This is a genomic window from Bradyrhizobium sp. ISRA436 (assembly GCF_029910015.1).
In the GTDB taxonomy this organism is placed as follows: Bacteria; Pseudomonadota; Alphaproteobacteria; order Rhizobiales; family Xanthobacteraceae; genus Bradyrhizobium.
On record NZ_CP094519.1, the window covers coordinates 6,011,666 to 6,029,704 of the forward strand.

The 18,039-nt window shown below is 58.8% G+C and carries 13 protein-coding genes and 2 pseudogenes; 6 read left to right on the top strand and 9 right to left on the bottom strand.

Features of this window, described 5'->3' with window-relative positions:
- Positions 1–579: 579 nt before the first annotated feature.
- The 3 genes from MTX23_RS28015 to bioB form a co-directional block, all read right to left on the bottom strand.
- Entirely contained in the window at positions 580–1,758 is a 1,179-nt protein-coding gene (locus MTX23_RS28015) for an 8-amino-7-oxononanoate synthase (RefSeq protein ID WP_280973370.1), read from the bottom strand.
- Between the two features lie 88 nt (positions 1,759–1,846).
- Positions 1,847–2,200, bottom strand: coding sequence for an aspartate 1-decarboxylase (gene panD, locus MTX23_RS28020; RefSeq protein ID WP_280973371.1), 354 nt, complete (start codon positions 2,198–2,200; stop codon positions 1,847–1,849).
- A 47-nt stretch (positions 2,201–2,247) separates the two neighbouring features.
- Positions 2,248–3,234, bottom strand: a complete 987-nt coding sequence (bioB, locus tag MTX23_RS28025) for a biotin synthase BioB (RefSeq protein ID WP_280973373.1) — start codon at positions 3,232–3,234, stop codon at positions 2,248–2,250.
- A gap of 120 nt (positions 3,235–3,354) precedes the next feature.
- Here bioB and MTX23_RS28030 point away from each other — a divergent pair, with 120 nt between their 5' ends.
- The 4 genes from MTX23_RS28030 (at position 3,355) to MTX23_RS28040 (ending at position 6,603) form a co-directional block, all read left to right on the top strand.
- The gene (locus MTX23_RS28030; protein ID WP_280973375.1) at positions 3,355–3,990 is read left to right on the top strand and encodes a GntR family transcriptional regulator; all 636 of its coding nucleotides are present in this window, start codon (positions 3,355–3,357) and stop codon (positions 3,988–3,990) included.
- Between the two features lie 166 nt (positions 3,991–4,156).
- Complete coding sequence (locus MTX23_RS28035; protein WP_280973376.1) at positions 4,157–4,474, top strand: Dabb family protein; 318 nt, start codon at positions 4,157–4,159, stop codon at positions 4,472–4,474.
- 824 nt (positions 4,475–5,298) lie between these two features.
- Positions 5,299–5,535, top strand: coding sequence for a chorismate-binding protein (locus tag MTX23_RS36470; protein WP_348637525.1), 237 nt, complete (start codon positions 5,299–5,301; stop codon positions 5,533–5,535).
- 450 nt (positions 5,536–5,985) lie between these two features.
- Positions 5,986–6,603: an aminodeoxychorismate/anthranilate synthase component II gene (locus tag MTX23_RS28040; protein WP_280978223.1), complete on the top strand. Its 618-nt coding sequence runs from the start codon at positions 5,986–5,988 to the stop codon at positions 6,601–6,603.
- 195 nt (positions 6,604–6,798) lie between these two features.
- Here the strand turns inward: MTX23_RS28040 and MTX23_RS28045 are convergent.
- A pseudogene (locus MTX23_RS28045) lies at positions 6,799–7,266 on the bottom strand (IS630 family transposase); the annotation flags it as partial.
- Between the two features lie 258 nt (positions 7,267–7,524).
- Positions 7,525–8,901: a hypothetical protein gene (locus MTX23_RS28050; RefSeq protein WP_280973377.1), complete on the bottom strand. Its 1,377-nt coding sequence runs from the start codon at positions 8,899–8,901 to the stop codon at positions 7,525–7,527.
- An 801-nt stretch (positions 8,902–9,702) separates the two neighbouring features.
- On the opposite strand from MTX23_RS28050, the gene MTX23_RS28055 reads away from it, so the two are divergent.
- Positions 9,703–10,770, top strand: coding sequence for a hypothetical protein (locus tag MTX23_RS28055; RefSeq protein WP_280973378.1), 1,068 nt, complete (start codon positions 9,703–9,705; stop codon positions 10,768–10,770).
- Between the two features lie 176 nt (positions 10,771–10,946).
- Here MTX23_RS28055 and MTX23_RS28060 read toward each other — a convergent pair.
- The 3 genes and pseudogenes from MTX23_RS28060 to MTX23_RS28070 form a co-directional block, all read right to left on the bottom strand.
- A pseudogene (locus MTX23_RS28060) lies at positions 10,947–11,629 on the bottom strand (IS630 family transposase); the annotation flags it as partial.
- A 267-nt stretch (positions 11,630–11,896) separates the two neighbouring features.
- The gene (locus tag MTX23_RS28065; RefSeq protein ID WP_280973379.1) at positions 11,897–12,121 is read right to left on the bottom strand and encodes a hypothetical protein; all 225 of its coding nucleotides are present in this window, start codon (positions 12,119–12,121) and stop codon (positions 11,897–11,899) included.
- A gap of 1,783 nt (positions 12,122–13,904) precedes the next feature.
- Positions 13,905–15,269, bottom strand: coding sequence for a hypothetical protein (locus tag MTX23_RS28070; RefSeq protein ID WP_280973380.1), 1,365 nt, complete (start codon positions 15,267–15,269; stop codon positions 13,905–13,907).
- 617 nt (positions 15,270–15,886) lie between these two features.
- Here MTX23_RS28070 and MTX23_RS28075 point away from each other — a divergent pair.
- Positions 15,887–17,005, top strand: coding sequence for a branched-chain amino acid ABC transporter substrate-binding protein (locus MTX23_RS28075; protein ID WP_280973381.1), 1,119 nt, complete (start codon positions 15,887–15,889; stop codon positions 17,003–17,005).
- A gap of 616 nt (positions 17,006–17,621) precedes the next feature.
- Here the strand turns inward: MTX23_RS28075 and MTX23_RS28080 are convergent.
- Positions 17,622–17,969 (bottom strand): hypothetical protein, encoded by a 348-nt coding sequence (locus MTX23_RS28080; RefSeq protein WP_280973382.1) that lies wholly within the window; start codon positions 17,967–17,969, stop codon positions 17,622–17,624.
- Positions 17,970–18,039: the final 70 nt, after the last annotated feature.

The window sequence follows — 18,039 nt, forward strand, 5'->3', positions numbered from 1 at the left end:
TAAACGCATAGAAGGTCAAGGCACGGCGCATCGCGGCCGCTCTCATGAGTTGAATTTCATGCGTTGTGACAGGTTGAGATTGCCGTCGGCAGGCAAACATTGTCCGGATCGGACGAATGCGCATGCGCGCTGCAGGATGTCTCCTAATTGACGCAGAACGGTACGCTTTGAACGGCGGTGATGTTTGGTGGTCGAGTTCATTTCGTCCAGCGCCGTCGAAAAGAGCTGCATCATCAACCTGGAGACTATTCACCGACACATCCGGCTCGGCCGTTCAAAGCGAATGGTGCGGACAGCGCCAGCGTCGGTAACTTGTCTAACACACGAGCGCCGGTCTTCGGTGTCCGGCCACATCGAGCAACGTCCGTGTCGTTCGCGAACGCCCGCAAAATTGCCAGGATAATTGAGCGAGGCAGGCATTCGAAGACCATAAAATTCGGCCAAGATTCGACCGGGTGCCCGATTGTCCGGCGGCCCGGAAAGTTCGATCGCGATCTCATCATCGGGCTCGGCCAGCATCGGCCTCTTGATAGCTCGCGCCCAAAAGATGCCGACACAAGAAGCCGTTTGTCCGATCCTTCACCTGTCACCATGACCCCGACCTGATAACGCGTCATCTCTCGTCTCCTCGAATAGAGCATCGAGCATTGAACGCACGTCATCCTGCCCCGCATTGAGTGTCAGCGAAATGCGTAAACGGGCTGTTCCTGCCGGCACGGTTGGTGGCCGGATTGCGCGGACGTCGAAGCCGCGAGCCTGTAGCGCAGAGGCAAGATTCATTGCACCTGCGTTGTTGCCAACGATGTATGGCACGATCTGCGAGATCGATGAACTTTCCCAACCGCGCACAGCCAACTGTCGATGAGTGAACGCGACCAGCTCGGCCAGGCGTTGCTGACGCTCGGGCTCCTCCTGCAGGATCAAGAGTGCCTCGCGTACGGCGACGGCCATCAGCGGTGAGGGCGCGGTGGCGAAAATGAACGGACGGCAGCGATTGACCATGAAGTCGCGCAGCACACCGGAGGCGGTAACAAGCGCTCCGGCAGCACCGAGTGCCTTGCCGCAGGTGTGGACGACCAGGAGATTTTCGAGCGTCCCGTAAGGCGCGGTGAGCCCTCGTCCCTGCTCGCCGTAGACGCCCGTCGCATGAGCCTCGTCCACCACCAGGAATGCGTCGTACCGGTCTGCGAGCGCAACCAGGTCTTCCAGCGGAGCGAAATCGCCGTCCATGCTGTAGAGGCTTTCGACCACAATCCATACGCGGCCTGTTCCGCCTTTCGCACGCCAATCGCGTATCGCGTTTTCGACCGATTCAGGGTCGTTGTGAGCGCTTATGCGGAAATCGGCCCGCCCTGCCCGCGCGCCCTCATGAATACTCGCGTGCACAAGGCAATCGAGAACGAGCAAATCGCCTCGTTGCGGCAACGTCGTCAAGACGGCAAAATTTGCAACATAACCGCCGCCAAAGAACAGCGCTGTCTCTGCGCCGAAGAACTGCGCTGCTTCGGCTTCAAGCCTTTCGTGCTCCTCGCAATTGCCGCGCAGAAGGCGCGAACCGCCGGCTCCGATCGGCGTGCCGGTCTCCAGGGCAGCCAGGACGGCCTTTTTCATGCGCGGCGCACTCGCGAGAGCAAGATAATCATTCGACGCAAAATCGATCCCCGTGCGCGGTTTGAGGCCGCGCAGCCGATCGTCTTCTTTTAAGGCGTGCAGGGCCGCGACATAGTCGGCCAGCTTCGCGGCGTGGATCGAGTTCATCGTTGACTTCCTAACGTCGGCAGATGACGCGCATGCGTCCCATTGGCCGGCGAAGACCGAGCGGCCCCAACGTCGGCCTCGTTGGTTTTCAGCCCGGCAAGATGCGATTTTCCCGATCAACCAGCACAACGCGCGGCTTGAACTCCTTGGCTTCCACCTCCTCGAAAGACGCATATGCAACGATGATCACCTTGTCGCCCGTCATCGCAAGGCGCGCGGCTGCACCGTTCAGACCTATGGTGCCCGACCCTTCCGGCGCCTCAATGACATAGGTGGCGAATCGTGCTCCGGTTTCGATGTTGTAGATTTCGACGCGTTCGTTGATCAAGAATCCCGCCGCATCCAATAGCGTGCGATCGATCGATATCGAGCCCTCATAGTGCAGATCGGCCTGCGTGACCGAGGCGCGATGGATTTTGCCTTTCATCAACGTGACTTGCATGGCTCACCTTTGCTGGAGTTTGCGCGCAATGCGCTCACTGCTCTGTTTCACTTGGCTGAGGACTTGATGCCGAGCCGACCGAGCAAGTTTGCATCGCAATCGGCTTGCGGGTTTTTGGTGGTCAGAAGTACGTCACCAATGAAGATCGAATTCGCGCCAGCCAAAAAACACAGCGCCTGGGCCTCGTCGGTCATGTATTGTCGTCCGGCGGAGAGCCGCACCACGCTCTTTGGCATCATGATCCTGGCGGTTGCAACCAGCCGCGCAAATGCGATCGGATCGGGACGCTCCGCGGTGTCGTTCACTGGCACGCCCTTGACTTCGTTCCACAGATTGATCGGCACGCTTTCCGGATGCTTTTCGAGATTGGCGAGCATGCCCAGTCGATCCGCGGTGCACTCGCCCATCCCGACAATGCCGCCGCTGCACAGCTTGAGACCGGCCTTGCGGGCATGTCCAAGCGTGTCGATGCGGTCCTGCAGGGCGCGGGTCGAGATGATCTTGCCGTAGAATTCGGCTGAAGTGTCGACGTTATGATTGTAGAAGTCGAGCCCGGCGTTGGCGAGTTGTGTCGCTTGCTTGAATGTCAGCATACCAAGTGTGGCACAGGTTTCCATGCCAAGATCTTTAACCGCACTCACCATGTCGCAGACAGTATCGAGATCGCGGCCTTTCGGACTGCGCCAGGCTGCGGCCATGCAGAAGCGGGCGGCGCCAGCAGCCTTGGCGCGCTGCGCGGCGGCAACCACATTTGCGCGATCCATCAGGCGCGTGGCTTTCAGGCCCGTTTCGTAATGTGCGCTCTGCGAGCAGTAGCCGCAGTCCTCCGGACAGCCGCCGGTCTTGATGCTGAGCAGGCTTGCCGTTTCGATGTGGTTTGGATCGAAGTTCTCGCGATGGACGCACTGCGCCTGAAACATCAGGTCGGAAAACGGCAGGTCATGGAGCGCTGCGGCCTCCGCTAGTTCCCAATCACTTCGGATCGATGCGCGGCTCGCGCCATCGTTCCGCTCGCCCTCCACAGCCGCGTCCATCTTGATTTTCCCACCCTCGACGGATCATAGATAATAACCGATATTATCTATGATGTGATTGATTACGGGATGCTAGCCTAGGCCAGATGCGAATGCATTCGTTTTTATGATAGATAATCTATGATGAACGGAGAGAACGCAACCATGACTGGCCGCATTGCGCAAGCAATCGGCGAGCGCATCATCAACGGCGCGCTGCAGCCAGACGCCCCGCTCCGGCAGGATCACATCGCGCGGGAATTCAACTCAAGTCACGTTCCGGTGCGCGAGGCCTTTCGACAATTGGAGGCGCAGTACCTTGTCGTAGCTCAGCCTCGTCGCGGGGTCCGGGTTGCGCCACTCGACACCAATTCAGTGAGGGAAATCGCCGAGATGCGCGCCGCGCTCGAAGTGGTCGCGTTGCGCAATGCGGCCCCAAAGCTCACGTCTCACCATTTGGCACGCATCGAGCTCGCTCTGATCGAGGGGGAAAATGCGCAGACCATTCAGGAATTTGAGGTTACCAACCGCGCCTTTCATCAGGCCCTCGTCGCGCCCTGCGCGATGCCCCGCCTGCTCGCCAGTCTCGACGGACTGCAGCTTGCAAATTCTCGATTGGTGTTCGCGATGGCCCGCACGAGCGGCTGGCGACCGCGGCCCAGTCAGGATCACCGCCTAATTCTGCAAGCGCTGCGAGCGCGCAATATCGATCAAGCCTGCCGCCTGCTCGCGCGTCACATTCAAACGATTGAGCGCCTTGCCCTTCCGGCCTCCTGACGAAATAAGGTCGTTGCAAGTACCAAGGCAGACTGCGGGCAACATCGCTAGCGCCAAGCCCTTGAGCGGTCTAGCGCGGTCCCTATGGCTGCGGCCATTGCGGCGGCCCGGCTCTCAAGATAGTTATGCGGCCTCCTTGCGGCATCACTCCTCCTTTAGGGCTTCCATGATTCGTCACATCGTCTTGTTCTCCGCGAAGGATAGGGCCCATATCGAGCAAATCATCGAAGGCCTATCGCTTCTCACTACAATCCCACATGCGCGCCGGCTTGAGGTTGCACGTAACCGCAAGAGCGATGCCCTCGGCAACGATATCGATGTCGTGGTTTACGGTGAGTTCGACAACGAGACGGAACTCGCGGCCTACAAAGCGCATCATCTGTACCAGGAATCAATCAGGCGGGTGCGACCACTCCGTGAGCTGCGGTTTGCCGCGGACTACGATGTATCGACCAATGCGCGCCCGGCTTCGACGCCGACATGAGCTAAGTGACTGCACGCATCGGTCCGCTGGCAGTCAGCCGGGTCCACCGGCGGGAATAGTTTGAAACCGGTCTCGATGGCTTGCAAGTCGCGGACGATGGTCACCGTCGCGCAAGACCACCCAATGGGAGACCTCTCGCAGCGCTCCACTCGTTGGTCATTGACGGCAACTGCGGTGAATCGAGCCTGCCGCAGCAATGCGACGTCTCGAGCAATCGCCTGATCTTGCGTTTCTCGATAGCGCAGCAAGGCATGAGCTGCTCGGCGGCTACTCATATCCGGCCTGCAAGCCGTTCTGAACCTACATGGTTGCGGACGGAGGGCGGTTGCAACGGAGATGCTATCGAGGACGATTCATGGAGAGTTCTTTGCTCGCCAAGTATCCGTAAGAGCATTGACCGATTTGCTTCTGTTCCAGAGATGCCTGCAGGCTTTTTTTGCCTGTCATCTGAACAGGACGTCAGAACGACTTGCCGATCCCGGCAATCGCCCGTCAGCGCTTGTCTCAATCAATCCTGCGCATCTATGGGCTGGTCGTCAGCTTCGAGGCCATCATGATTGCGCAGGATTGTTTCCGCCGGACGGCCCGAACAGGACGCTGCACGGCGGAGCCAGCGTTGGCGTAGTCGCGCCGACGGCAGCTCGCCCCGCTAGCCCGAGCTCGCCGCAGAATAGGGGCTCCAGCTCAACCGACCCGTGGCATTCGAACTTTCAGCCGGCAAAACTAATTGCAGCGTTCCAACACGTCGTCGTCCTCGATTCTGGCAGGCGACGTCTTCCAGGTGAACGCTGGGCAGCACTCTTTGCGCACAGCTGTCGACCTCATTGGATCAGCTTGCCTTCTACTGCGGGCTGCGGTCGTCGAATCCAGCGCGCTTTGCAGCGCTGCTGGGCCAGGGCAAGCTGACAATTGCATCGCCGGAACGATTCCTGAGACTCGACGGACGACGCATGGAAGCGCGCTCCGTCAAGGGCACGATCGCACATTCTGGAACTCCAAGGCAAACCGACGCCGTGCTAAAATCCCGCTTCCGTCCGAAAAGGACAGTGGCCGATCGTTGACCCGCTGCGCAACGATCTATCCGCCGTTACACTGGCGGCGGTTGATGGAAGTTCCTTGCGCTGTGCCACCTCGAATCCTGTGCGTCGGCGAACCACTTCGGCTCGATGGTCAGGCGCCGCACTGCAGCAGACCAAGACGCAGAGTGCTCTGAGCTTCGCTTCCGGGCAGTTCCGCGAACTGGAGCGTCAACGATGCGATTGATGGGAATCATTGCGGATATCGAACGAGCGGCGCGAGACGTATATTGCGGCATGATCGGCTTCACGGGTTGAATGGGCTCATGGGTAGGAACATTGCGATCCGCAGTATGATGATCGACAATGACCTGGCCGCGCTGCATGCACGCCGCGGGATAACGGCGATGCCTGGTCGGGAGGCCGAATATGAAGAGGCGCTCGCAAAGGCACAGCGAATCGTTGACGCTTTCGCGTCTCAACATTTGGTGCATTTTGATCGTCATCATCGATAACTACGACTCCTTCGTCTTCAATATTGCCCGCCATGTCCGTAAGCTCGGGGAAGAGGCGCAAGTGATCCGAAATGATGCGGTCACCATCGGCGACGTCCTCGGCCTCAAGCCACAGGCAGTCGTCATCTCGCCCGGTCCCCGCACGCCTATGGAGGCTGGGATATCCACCGCCGTGGTCCGCGAGCTCTCCGGTCGCGTCCCAATTCTCGGGATCTGCCTCGGGCACCAGTGCGTTGGAAGCGCTTTCGGCGGGCGCGTGGCGCGCGCGCGTCGCCCCATGCATGGCCGGCCCTCGTGCATAACCCATGACGGCCGGGGGCTGTTTAAGGGATTACAGTCTCCGCTTTGCGTCGGGCGCTACCATTCTCTGATCGTCGAACTCACTGAGCCATGCGCGCAGGATCTCATGGTGACAGCCCGTTCAGCTGAAGGTGAGATCATGGCTTTGGCCCATCGCCATCAACCAACCTATGGCGTACAGTTTCATCCGGAATCGATACTGACCCAAGGAGGAGACGAGCTCCTTGCGAACTTCCTGCAATTGGCAAGAACTTTCGGCAGCGCGACAGTCGAAAAGGTCACGCCAGCCCAAACCTGAGAAACCAGACCGGGAGATGCTGTATGGCGCGACAATCAATCAGGATGAGAGCGAAGTCTCACTCTGTTCGCCACCGCGCAATGCTGATCGGTTAATGCGCGCTGAGCCGTGGTTAATCGCGTGTGCGAGACAGGCGCAGCACGTATCGGGGATACGCGCGCGACGGGGCGGGGATCACGCGTCTAGTACACGGAATCAGAGCTGAGTGATACGGCGTCCTTTGAAACGGCGTTGATGGACCTTTTTCTTGGTCCAGACGAAGGGTTCGTATCTGTCGTTCTACGCGTTGACGTAGGCATCGATGTGATCCTGCAGCTGCTTGAGGCTTGCGAAGGAGGTGTCGCTGAGCGACTGCCCCTGCAAGATCGAAAACCACACCTCGACCTGATTGAACCAGGACACTCTTGTCGCTGTGAAATGTAATTGCACGTTGGGTGGGCCTTGCCAGTCCTCGCTCTTCTTGTGGGTGTTGAGGTTGTCGAGGATGACGTGAAGCTTCCGGTTCGGAAAAGCCGCGGTGAGGCTGTTCATGAAATCGAGAAATTCGACGCGGCGCCGGCGTTTTGAATGCGTCGCGATGATCTTTCCGGTGGCGACTTCGAGCGCGGCGATTAATGTTGTCGTGCCATGCCGCTTGTAATCGTGGCTCTGGTCGGTCAAGGCGTGGCCAAGAACGCGTTAGGTTTTCTTCGCAGCTTTGGCCATTGGCTCTTCCCAAACAATAAAGGGACGATGGCTTTCGGCTCAACGAGGAGTCGCTGAGCGATGTTGCGCGCAAGTTCATCGGGACGGGCAGCGCTCATTTGCACCGCCCGCCCCATTGCCAAGGTCGCAGAGTCGCTGGAGCAAGCTGCCGTCCAATAACAACCCCGCTATCAGAGCTATCTGGACGGGCTCCTAGTGTCGAGTGTTCCTCGGCGTCTACATTCGTGGATAATGGATGAGCCGAACGTCGTTGGGCCCTCCCGGACCCAAGAGGGCGGTATAGCGCTCGCCGCGAATGTCATATTGTTTTTCCGGCTGCGCCGCGTCCGGCAGGAGGCCCCAGCGGCCGAGCTTCGAAATCATCGTGGGCGGGGCGGGTTGGGTGCCGTGCGAAAAGCCCTCGGGAACGGCCCATGATGCTGCATAAATCTCGCGGACCGCGGGGGACGTCCTCTCAGCCCTGGAGGACGCCGGGGCGGCTTGCTCCGTCGACCGTCCAAGCCGCGCTGGCGAGGCCGGATTCGCCGGCCGCGCGCTAGGCTGCGGAACGCTTTCCAATCGAGATCCGCGACGAATGGCAGCGCCTGGCGGATTGAGTGGGGTGCTTCGCCTCATCGCCGCCGCGGGCACGAACAGCGCGGTGTAGCGGTCAGTGTGAACCAGGAAACTGTTGGGTCGGCTGTCCTGGCTCGGCGGAATGCTGCTACCGTCAGGCGCAGCCAACACGTGCTGGTCGCCTTGCCGGAAGTTGAAGGGACGAACGACGGCTCCTGAATCCAGGGTCTGCTGATGGCGCGCGGTTGGCTCGAGAGACGATGATGGGCCGACGTCTTCCACCATCGCCCACAGCTGATCCTGATCGTAACCTTCCTCAGGAAGGACCAATGGCGAATCGACCGCTGGCCCGAAAGGCGACGGTGCGCCTGCGCTTTCCATCAGCACACGAGCTATTGAATTGCCCGGCTCGCTCAGCTGGCGCTCAATAGCATCCAGTTCCGCATGGCCTAGCGTCCTCTGCCTCTTCGCAGGACACAACTGCCGGCTGTAATCCTCACCCACGCGAGCCGCGTGACTTGAAAGGGGGAGGCTCCCGGTCAGCTCGTTGTGAGCCGGCTGGGAACCGTAGCTCCAGTTGGAGTGACGAACGGCTTCTCCGGGATCCGGTGTTTGGTGATCGCGCGCGGCTGGCTTGAGAGACGATGCTAGGATGACTTCGCCCGTTATAGCTCGCGGCGGATCCTGATCGTGACCTTCGGCAGTCATCTCCTTAGGCCAGTTCAAAGCTTCACGCGACGCGCTGCGCTGAGAAGCGGCGTCCCCAACGCGTCTAGTGACTGCGTCCGGGGGATGAGGACCGCGTGCAGTATGGTCCCCAAGTTCCGACGCCTCGGTGAATCTACGGTCTTCATCAGACAGATGAGGATTGTAGCGATCTGGAGAAACGGGAATCCCGTCGACGGCAGTGGTATCAAGCTGCGGCACTTCATCCAAGTACGGCTCAAACTCCGCTTGCTGCTGTTGCGGTTGTGGCACCGCGGCGTTGTAAGCAGCAAAGTCTCGGTCGAATGGGTTGATGCTGTTAAACGGGTCCATGTCCCCTCTCGGTTTGAGTCGGTTCGCAATCCTGAGCAGATAGGGTCGCTCTCTGGTTCTCGCTCTATCGGGATTAGCTGTCGACAAGCTGACGCGCTTAAGTGAGCCAAGTTGGCCAGTCCGACGCGCCTGCCGGATTGCCTATTTAAGGAAACACTGACCGGTTAAGTCGGAGCCGGCACGAGCAGCTTCTATTGGTGGAATACCAGCATGGGGCCTGCAAGATCGTCCCAAAATAAAGGGTACTGGGAAGCGTTCTGGACGATGCGGTCCCGATGGCGGCCAACTGAGACGGACCTCTTCGTTGAAGGCATGCCGGCCGCTTGGTTGGGCTAGGCCGGTGCCCACCGGTTAGGCTCGCTCCTGCTGGAAGTAGCTGGGGAACACAAAGCGCTGGAGCAGATGCTCGGCAGATTATGTGCCGATTGCGCGCAGCATTCTTCGCTTCCGTCACTTCTCTGCCGCGATACTTTGCTAGCTGTGGCTTCGTTCCGAGGCTCTGCGCGACTTCCAGCCCGTAAAAAGGATGGGGCAGCACGGCTGCGAGCACACTCCCAGCGGCTGCTAAACTATTTGGCAGATGAGTTACACAGCCGCAACGTCATCCCATGACCCATCAGGCACGCGAATGCGCCGGATTACCTGGCGTACGCAGTTCGTGGGACGCTCTCCCGCAGCGTGGCTAGCCGACCGGGAAGCCCCCCCGAAAAGTTGGCGGCCGCATGCTTTCCTCATTTGTCAGCTTCTCGAAAGCCGCACCTGCCAAGATCAAACCGAACGATCCGCGCGCGAGGGGAGCAGATGAACATCGATCCACAGAACACAATAGAACGCTTGACCCAGCAGCAGCGGACGCAGCAAGAGCCGGGCAGACTAAGCCTACAAACCAGCTCACTAGCATACCCGTCCCCGGATCAAGCGGACTTTGAGCAGCAGCTGAGTGAACTGCGCTCAACATCAGATTCAGCTGCCGCTTCCATGGATTTCCGGATTGGATCACCCTCGACCATGACGACGGGCAATCGGAGAGCGAGCGCCATCCGGGAAAGCGAGCGCTGCCCGGCCGCATCCTTTGTGAGAGGGCGCGCCGAACTTGCGGCATCGCTGGCCGGAGCGAGCGTTAAGGCGCTGAAGAACGAGATCAAACTCGCTGCGCAGCGAGCAACACAGTGGCCACGAACCACCGGATCTTCTGCCGGCAGTGTCGACGGCAAGCGCATTTTCGACGATGTGGTGGCATCATCATATCTGTCGCTGCACCGTTTTCAGAACGAGAACATCGATTGTGAGCCGATTCTAGACGAAAAGGTGAGTGCCATCGCGCATGTGCGTTCCCTAGCGGGTTTGCGTGCTCAGGCTAGCCCGCATGTTTATAAGGCTGCTATCTGCTCGGACGACGAAAGAGAGGACGAAATTGATATGGCGCGCCTCGCGGCATGGCACACGAAAGGCCTTACAGAGAGTGCTTTTGTGTCATTGTGCCAGACCCCCTCGCGACTGCTCCTTTCAAAGGACCATAGCGAGAATGGCGCGAACGCAATTGCAAAAAACGCTAAGAAGCTGCACACTTATACGGTACCAAGCGTCACCGCCTGGCCGATCAAAAAGATCAACGATATTCTAGAGCGTGGGCATGCTCCCGGAGATGAGGAGTTGCGAGATTGGTTAGGGGGAATACCGAGCGAGGAGACCGAGGTCTTGTTTCTGGGCGGCAATCTAGCTGATTATTGGACAGCCAGCGTGGATAATCCGAATACGGCTCGCGCACCGCAAGATCATACACCGATCAAGAAGGTAAGAATCAACTCCGATACGCCCGAGATGGTGACGGACTCTCGAACTCATTCGCCATCGGATTCCGGCCACTGACCTTCGCAGTCCAGGCGAGCTATCGACTATTGCCGAATCGGCCGGGACTGGCGCGCCCGCTTTCAGCTATTTGGAAGTCGAGCGTGCCGGGCGCATGCGCGTCCGGTCCGAAGGTGCGATCGAGTTTGGCCGTGATGATGAGGTCGCTGCCTAGGTTAGGCCATCCGCGTATTCTAGGTCGCGATGATCTTTCCGGTGGCGACTTCGAGCGCGGCAAATAATGTTGTCGTGCCATGCACGCTTGTAATCGTGGCTCTGGCCGATCAAGGCGCGGTCATCGAACAACTTCAGATAACCCTGCGCTCGCTCCAAAGCCTGGATCGAGGGCTTCTCGACCACGCACAGCACAATGGCGTTCGCGGGCGGGGCAACATATGGCCGACAACATCGGCGGCTTTGGCCGTAAAGTTCGGGTCGTTGCTCTCACATGAGGGCTTGCGAGTCGACAAGTCAACCTGGTGGCTGCGCACAAACCGCCAGACATATTGGACGTCAACATCCCTGGCGCCTCGGCCAGCAGAGCGCCGGTCCAGCGCGCAAACTTTGCTGGGGTAGCTTGTCCGACAGCTTCAGAATTCGCTTGTCGGTCGTCTTCGTATAGATCGGCTGCTTGTCAGACCGCGGCATGTCCTTCAGACCTTCAAGGCCATGGTCGGCATAGCGATGCCGCCAAAGGTTAACGATCCGTGTTTGGATCCAACTTCCTTGTCGATCGACCGCGTGCTGCGCTCGGCCGGCGCCAAAAGAACTATCCGCACCCACTCCAAATCGGCCTGGAACGTCACTGGCGAATGACAGCACGCCACAAGCACCTTGCGATCTCCCTCGAAAGGTGGACTTCTCTCGCTTTGGGTATCATCCATATCTTGAATCACGACTCACGATCCAAGAAAAGTGGGTACTAGCGATGAAGAACGCTACTACCGGGCATTCGAAAGTTGCTTCAGAAGCACATCTTGATCGCGCGAAAGCGTGATCCTGTGGCGAGAACATCACCAACGCCCCAATGCTCGGAAGCACTCCGATAGCTGATCCCGCAATCGATGATACGACATCTTGGACGGCCGAAAGGCCGTTGAACATCGTCCAGTCCCGGCGTGCCATGCGGGCGGCTGGGCGTGCCGCACTAGCGATCTATCAGTCCGATCTGAATGGCTTTGGCGCGCATCGAGACCGCCGTATAGTGCTGCGCCGCCTTGATGGACTTGCGTCGCTCCGGGTCGTTCTTCGCTATATCAGGATCGGCCAAGAGCCGCTGGAGGCGAGCCCTGCGCCACGCCTGCACGCGACCGAGGCGCCGAAGAATCGCGGATCTCTCTACCCTCTCGACGCGTTCAAGCCTGCTCGCCATGCTCTTCTCTCTTCAAGGTTGTGATGCTATCCAACTCGGCAGGCCAGGGGAAGAGTGTCCCGTGCTCCTACGGGCCGGTCGCCTAGAACGCCACTCCTGCTGCTATCGCTCGCCTAGAATTTGTGCATTGGTTGCAGTCGCACAGGAGGTACCGGGCGTTTCGTTTTCGGCGCGCTTCGAAAGCTACGCAGAGCCGATACATCGATGCTGGGTACGGCAGTTCCTCGCTTTTGCGTCGTTCGGCTGCGGCACCTGTGCTTGCAGCCACCCATCCTCGCTCCACAGCGCGCATGCCCAAGACGGCGATTTCTTCAAACTTTTCGATGGCATCACCGCCGCCGGGCGAAACTTCTGGACATCCTCCTCAAAGACACGGGGAAGGCCGAAGTACAAGTTACTCTCTCGTTCTCTCTTAGTGTCATTCCGAGATAAGGCGGTCCGTGAGCACGCAACGCGCTTTGCGCCTTGCTCGAACAGCAGTGGTCGGACCATATGAACGTTCGCTGGATGGCCGAGAAGCCTCGCTGAGCTCCAACCAGGATGGGCGGCGACTCTGCTCAAGTCCTACGGAGAACAATTTCGTGCTCCAGACCTGCCGGTCCGATAGTGGCCGTGTAGTTCACGTCCCGAAGAGTTAGATTTTTGTTTGGGTCAGCCGCGGTTGGCACGTTGTGCAAGCGCATTCCTTCCTTGAGGTCTTCCGGCGCGCACTGGTCCCAGTGCTGCCAGCCCTGGGGAAGATACAGAGATAGAGCCGGCGGCGGACTGCGGTCGAAACCCGGCTGATCTGCCGAACCCAAATTGACGAACGGGGCGGAGTGATCCTCCAACGACGACCGAAGCTCACCTGGAGGCAAGCTGAAGTCCTCTGGACCGACAAGGAAGGCGCGCGATGTGACGGGTTCATCTTCCAGCAATCACCGAAGCTCATCTGGGGCGGAACTGAAGTCCCCGGATCGACGCTGAAGAGTGGCGCCGCGGCGGGTTCATCACCTAGCAAGGACCGAAGCTCGCCTGGAGGGAACTGGGCCGGATCGAAGGTGAAGAGTTCAGGGTCGACGAGCGCCAACGACGCGGCCTCGCCACCTCGCCCTGGCTGACGCTCATCCCAGGCTGACCGAGACTGTCAATTGTGCGGGCTCATTATTTCCGCAATCGTTGACGCTTTGCCGGAGGGCCCATGAAGTCATTTCGAACATCCAGGATGAAGCCCGACTGCAGGGGGCCAACTTCGAGGCCGCGGCTCGCCGCATCTGCAGATTGGTCACGGAACTTACGAAGGTCATTCAACCCGGTGGGCAAATGCGTGCCATGATTGTGTCCCGCCTTTACGTAAGCGCGCAATTCAGCGTCATCGAGCCCCGGACATCGACAGACCCTCAGAGCCAAGGCTATCTGGCCAGATGGTTGGCCTACCGAATGCCGAATCCACCTCCCCGCTCGCAAAAGCGGCACCGATCGCACGCTCGATCAACCTCCAGTCCGAGTTGGACAGATGCGGATAGCACCGACAGAGATCATCGGGCAGAAACGGGCGCCCGTTGGAAAGCCGCCTCCGGGCGTTTCGCTTGCTCCTCTTGCGCGACTGGCTGAGGCACGTGCGCCCAAGCCGTTATGTTGAAATTGCGCACACCCATCCCATCAGATCACCTGAAGAAGACGCAACGACCAAGCTTAGCTGCGAGGAGCTGACGAGCCCTATCCCGCCTCGAACCAAAGCGGCCCATGTAGGCCGCTTGCCGTCGACACGGACAGAACTGCAGGGCTGCTGCCTTTGGTGGTCTCAATCACCGGCCAGGCCAAGACTTGCCACGATTCCATTTTGAGGCTGCTCCCGAACGAGTGGGGTGGGCGGTGTCAGCCACCAAAGCAGGAATAGTAACGCAAGCCCATTTGAGACCATCGCAGTCGACAGTGGGACGTTCACGAGGACCTCTGCCGCTGCCGCCGACGACGCGGCAATAAACGGCGGCGACAGATGGCGGCTCGCAAGCGAACCGATCGACAAGATAGTACCGCAAATCAGCGCCGCCACCGGCGTCCATTGAAGCCCAACCGACGCAATTCCTTCCGTCGCCAGGAACGAGGCATTGAAGTTGCCAGCGCGGTAGACTTGCGCCATGACGGGTCCAAGCTCGCCGTATCGGCAGCCCATGAGGGCGCGCACCAATGAGATTTGGCAAAAGTTCGTCAGCGCGTGATCGTGAAAGAAATTCGCATAATGGTCTATGGCCAGTGCCGGAACACTGATCATGCGTAGATTGAAGACCCCAAACAAGTAATAAGGATCGTTCGGAGAATACAGCCGAACGAGCTCATATTGTGTGAGACCTATGACCATCGGAATTAGCAACGACAGGATCGTCGCGAGCCTTGGATTGAGCCGCGCGTAGAGCAAGAACACGATCGGCAGCCAAAGCGGCAGCAGCAATACGGTTTTATTGACAGCGATGGGATAGTACGCAGCCGTTAGGACAAGCACCAGGAACGCCGCAATCGGCTGCCTGCCGCTCGCAAACCAGGCGAACAGATACGGCAATATCCCCGAGATCACGATACCCGTCAGGTAGTTCAGCACAAGCGGGCGGGTGACCGAATTGCGGGCGGCGCCAAGCGGGCTGCCGAACGTGAGGCCATAAGAGGCATCCGCAGCGAGCACCAAGACCGCGATCGCTGCAAGCGCGAGCGCTATTCGGCGCGATGCATCCTCCGTGACGGCAGGCCGTGAAATCTCAAAATTCACGAACAGCAGCGGCGTCGCGGCACCGACGAGCGCTCCAAACATCGACCACCGCGCCAAGGCATGAGGATAGTCGAATCCGGAATAGAAGGAGAGCCAGACGTAACCGAGCACAGCCGACAGCAGAAAGAATGCGACGATGTAGCCGAACGAGAACCGCGCGACGGCAAAGGCTGGAATGAACAGCATCATTGCGCCCACTCCAACTAGCGTGTCCGGCGACATATTGTCTGACGGCCAAAATTGCATGTTGCGAAACGTCGCTCCGGCGACCATGAGCGAGACGATACTGACCACAAAGAAGACGAGCAGTGCGACTGCAATAATGAGGTCGTCTCGCTTCAACCTGGCTATGGTCTGTTTGAAATAACTGGCGCATTCCGCAGCTACTGAATGAGTATATGACAATCCCCAATCCCCTCTCGGGCCCCATCTGGTAATTTAGCAGACTATAGCCCCACCTTGAGCGTGATGGTGAAGAAGCTGACGCCACTCAACACGGCACTGGTGAAGAACTCCTGACTTGAGGGAAACTCCGTTGCTGCGGTTGTCGGCCGCGACTGACGCCAACAATCAAAGACGCGCTCCGTGTACGTTTCGTACAAACCTATTTCTTTTCTGGACGGCCAACTCAGCTAATATTCGCATGGACACCTTTGTGGCGTTGACTGGCCAGCATGAGACGGGTCGCGTAAAGTTGGCACCGGCGAGCGCGCTTAACGTTCAATCGTTGCTTGGCACATGCGCGCTGGTTCGTTCTTCTGTCCCGACGCCTGCAGAGGTTCTCTCTTTTCGGCCAAGCTTTCTGCAGATGCCTTCGCGACCAGAAGCTTGGTCATTTGAGAGAGGCAGATGTCCTCCTAGCGAGACAAGACAGGACTGCTGCTCTTTTCCGGGACGCGATCGAGGGGTTTGATGCACGATGAAGCCGGCGTCAGCAACAGTGATCTAGCGCGACTGCAGCCGCCAGCGCACTGCTCCACTCGTGCTCACTCGCCATTGCCTTCACTTTGTGAGGACCATTCATGAAATTATTCGACCTCATCGGCCTCGCACTTGGTGCATCCTTCGCGTTCTCCACAGCGGTGTTCGCGGAAGACATCACCATCGCCGTTGCGGGACCCATAACCGGCGGTGAGTCGGCCTTCGGCCGGCAAATGAAGAACGGCGCCGAAATGGCGGTCGCCGATATCAACGCATCTGGCGGCGTGCTCGGCAAGAAGCTCGTGCTCGACGTCGAGGACGATGCTTGCGATCCCAAGCAGGCACGCTCGGTGGCGGAAAAGGTCGCCGGAGCCAAGATCCCGTTCGTAGCCGGACATTTTTGCTCTTCATCCTCGATCCCAGCGTCGGACGCCTATGCCGACGGCGGCGTGTTGCAGATCACGCCGGCTTCGACCAATCCACTCTTGACTGACCGCAAGCTTTGGAACGTAGCGCGCGTCTGCGGGCGTGACGACCAGCAGGGTCTGGTTGCCGGCCGCTTCATCGCCAAGAACTTCAAGGGCAAGAATATCGCTATCCTCAATGACAAGACCACCTATGGCAAGGGACTTGCCGACGAGACTAAGAAGGCCCTTAACGCGGCCGGCATTACCGAAAAGCTGTACGAATCCTATAACAAGGGCGACAAGGACTTTAATGCGATCGTCTCGCGCCTGAAGCGAGACAATATCGATCTCGTCTATGTCGGCGGCTATCACCAGGAGGCAGGCCTCATCCTTCGTCAGATGCGCGATCAGGGGCTAAACACGACGCTGATGTCGGGCGACGCATTGGCCGACAAGGAATATGCCTCGATCACCGGCGCCGCCGGTGCGGGCACGCTCTTCACCTTCGGACCGGACCCACGCAAGAAGCCGACGGCGGCCGCGATTGTCGAGAAATTCAAGGCCAGGAACATCGATCCCGAAGGCTACACGCTCTACACTTATGCGGCGGTGCAAGTGTGGACTCAAGCCGTGGCCAAGGCCGGCACCATAGATCCAAGGAAGGTGATGGATACGATCAAAGCGAGCTCTTGGGACACCGTAATCGGCAATCTTGAATATGACGTCAAGGGCGACATCAAGCAGCTCGACTATGTCGTTTACAAATGGGACGATAAGGGCGGCTATGCCGAAGTGAACTCGAACGGTTCCTGACGCCGATAGGAAAATCCCTGACCACTATCAGTGGCATATTGTTTTGGAGCTCTCGTTGGCGCGACAGCAGCGCCTTCGGGCCCGACCGTGAGTGGGGCGCCTGAGGACAAAACGCGGGCCGAAACAAAGCTGAGCCATCTGAGGCTCGGCCTTCGACCAACCCTACGATCGCCTTGCGCCGGAAATCATTGCAAGGAAGGGCACCAAGATCGGTACAACCGGCGTTTGCGATCCAGCGGAGCTCTCTATGGTTGTCGGCGATCCGTTTGGCATCGACGGACGTCATTGGACCAAACGACGGCCCCCCTCCAGTTGATGGCACGTCAATCAGACGCGAGCGCTCCCTTTGCTTGGCTCGCAAGAGCTCTACGGTTGAAGACTTGCAGGTCCTTCCCGATAAATTTCGAAGCTTGCGCGGCAGCTTGATATCCAGGCTGGAACGTTTCCGCGTCGGGTAACAACGAAGTGAGACCCCGGCTCCAATCTCACGGCAATAGCGCTCCCAGGAGCCGGCCACATCGGTCAGAATACATTTCCGCCGCTGCGATCGAATTGAGCGGTTCATAACCCACCGCTTTCACAGAACCACGGTAATTTAGCCTGACACAGATAGCGCTTATAAAAATATCGCTGCCAGAGTGCCAAGTGCGCCCAGTGCCAGCCCAACCAGCGAACCGATCGTCGGCACGTCCCGAAAGAGTAAGAACGAGAGAATCGGTTCCACCACGAGGATCGATCCCACCGATACTGCGACTATGATCCAAATATTCTTGAGATGCATGTAGCCGAGAGCATATCCGCAGACGAGCAAGATACCGCCCAGCATGATCAGCAGGAACATCGGAAGCAGCGTCGTCAGATTCCCGCCAGCTTTTCCGAACTCCTTTGAGGCGATCAACTCCGCGATGATCGAAAGGGCCTCTCCCAGGAAGATCGCTCCCACTGCCGCTACAATCTTCAACATTGAGCTCATCGCCTGAGCATACCGCAATGGGGAGGCAAAAAGGTACTCCCAACATTCGCACTTGGATTCC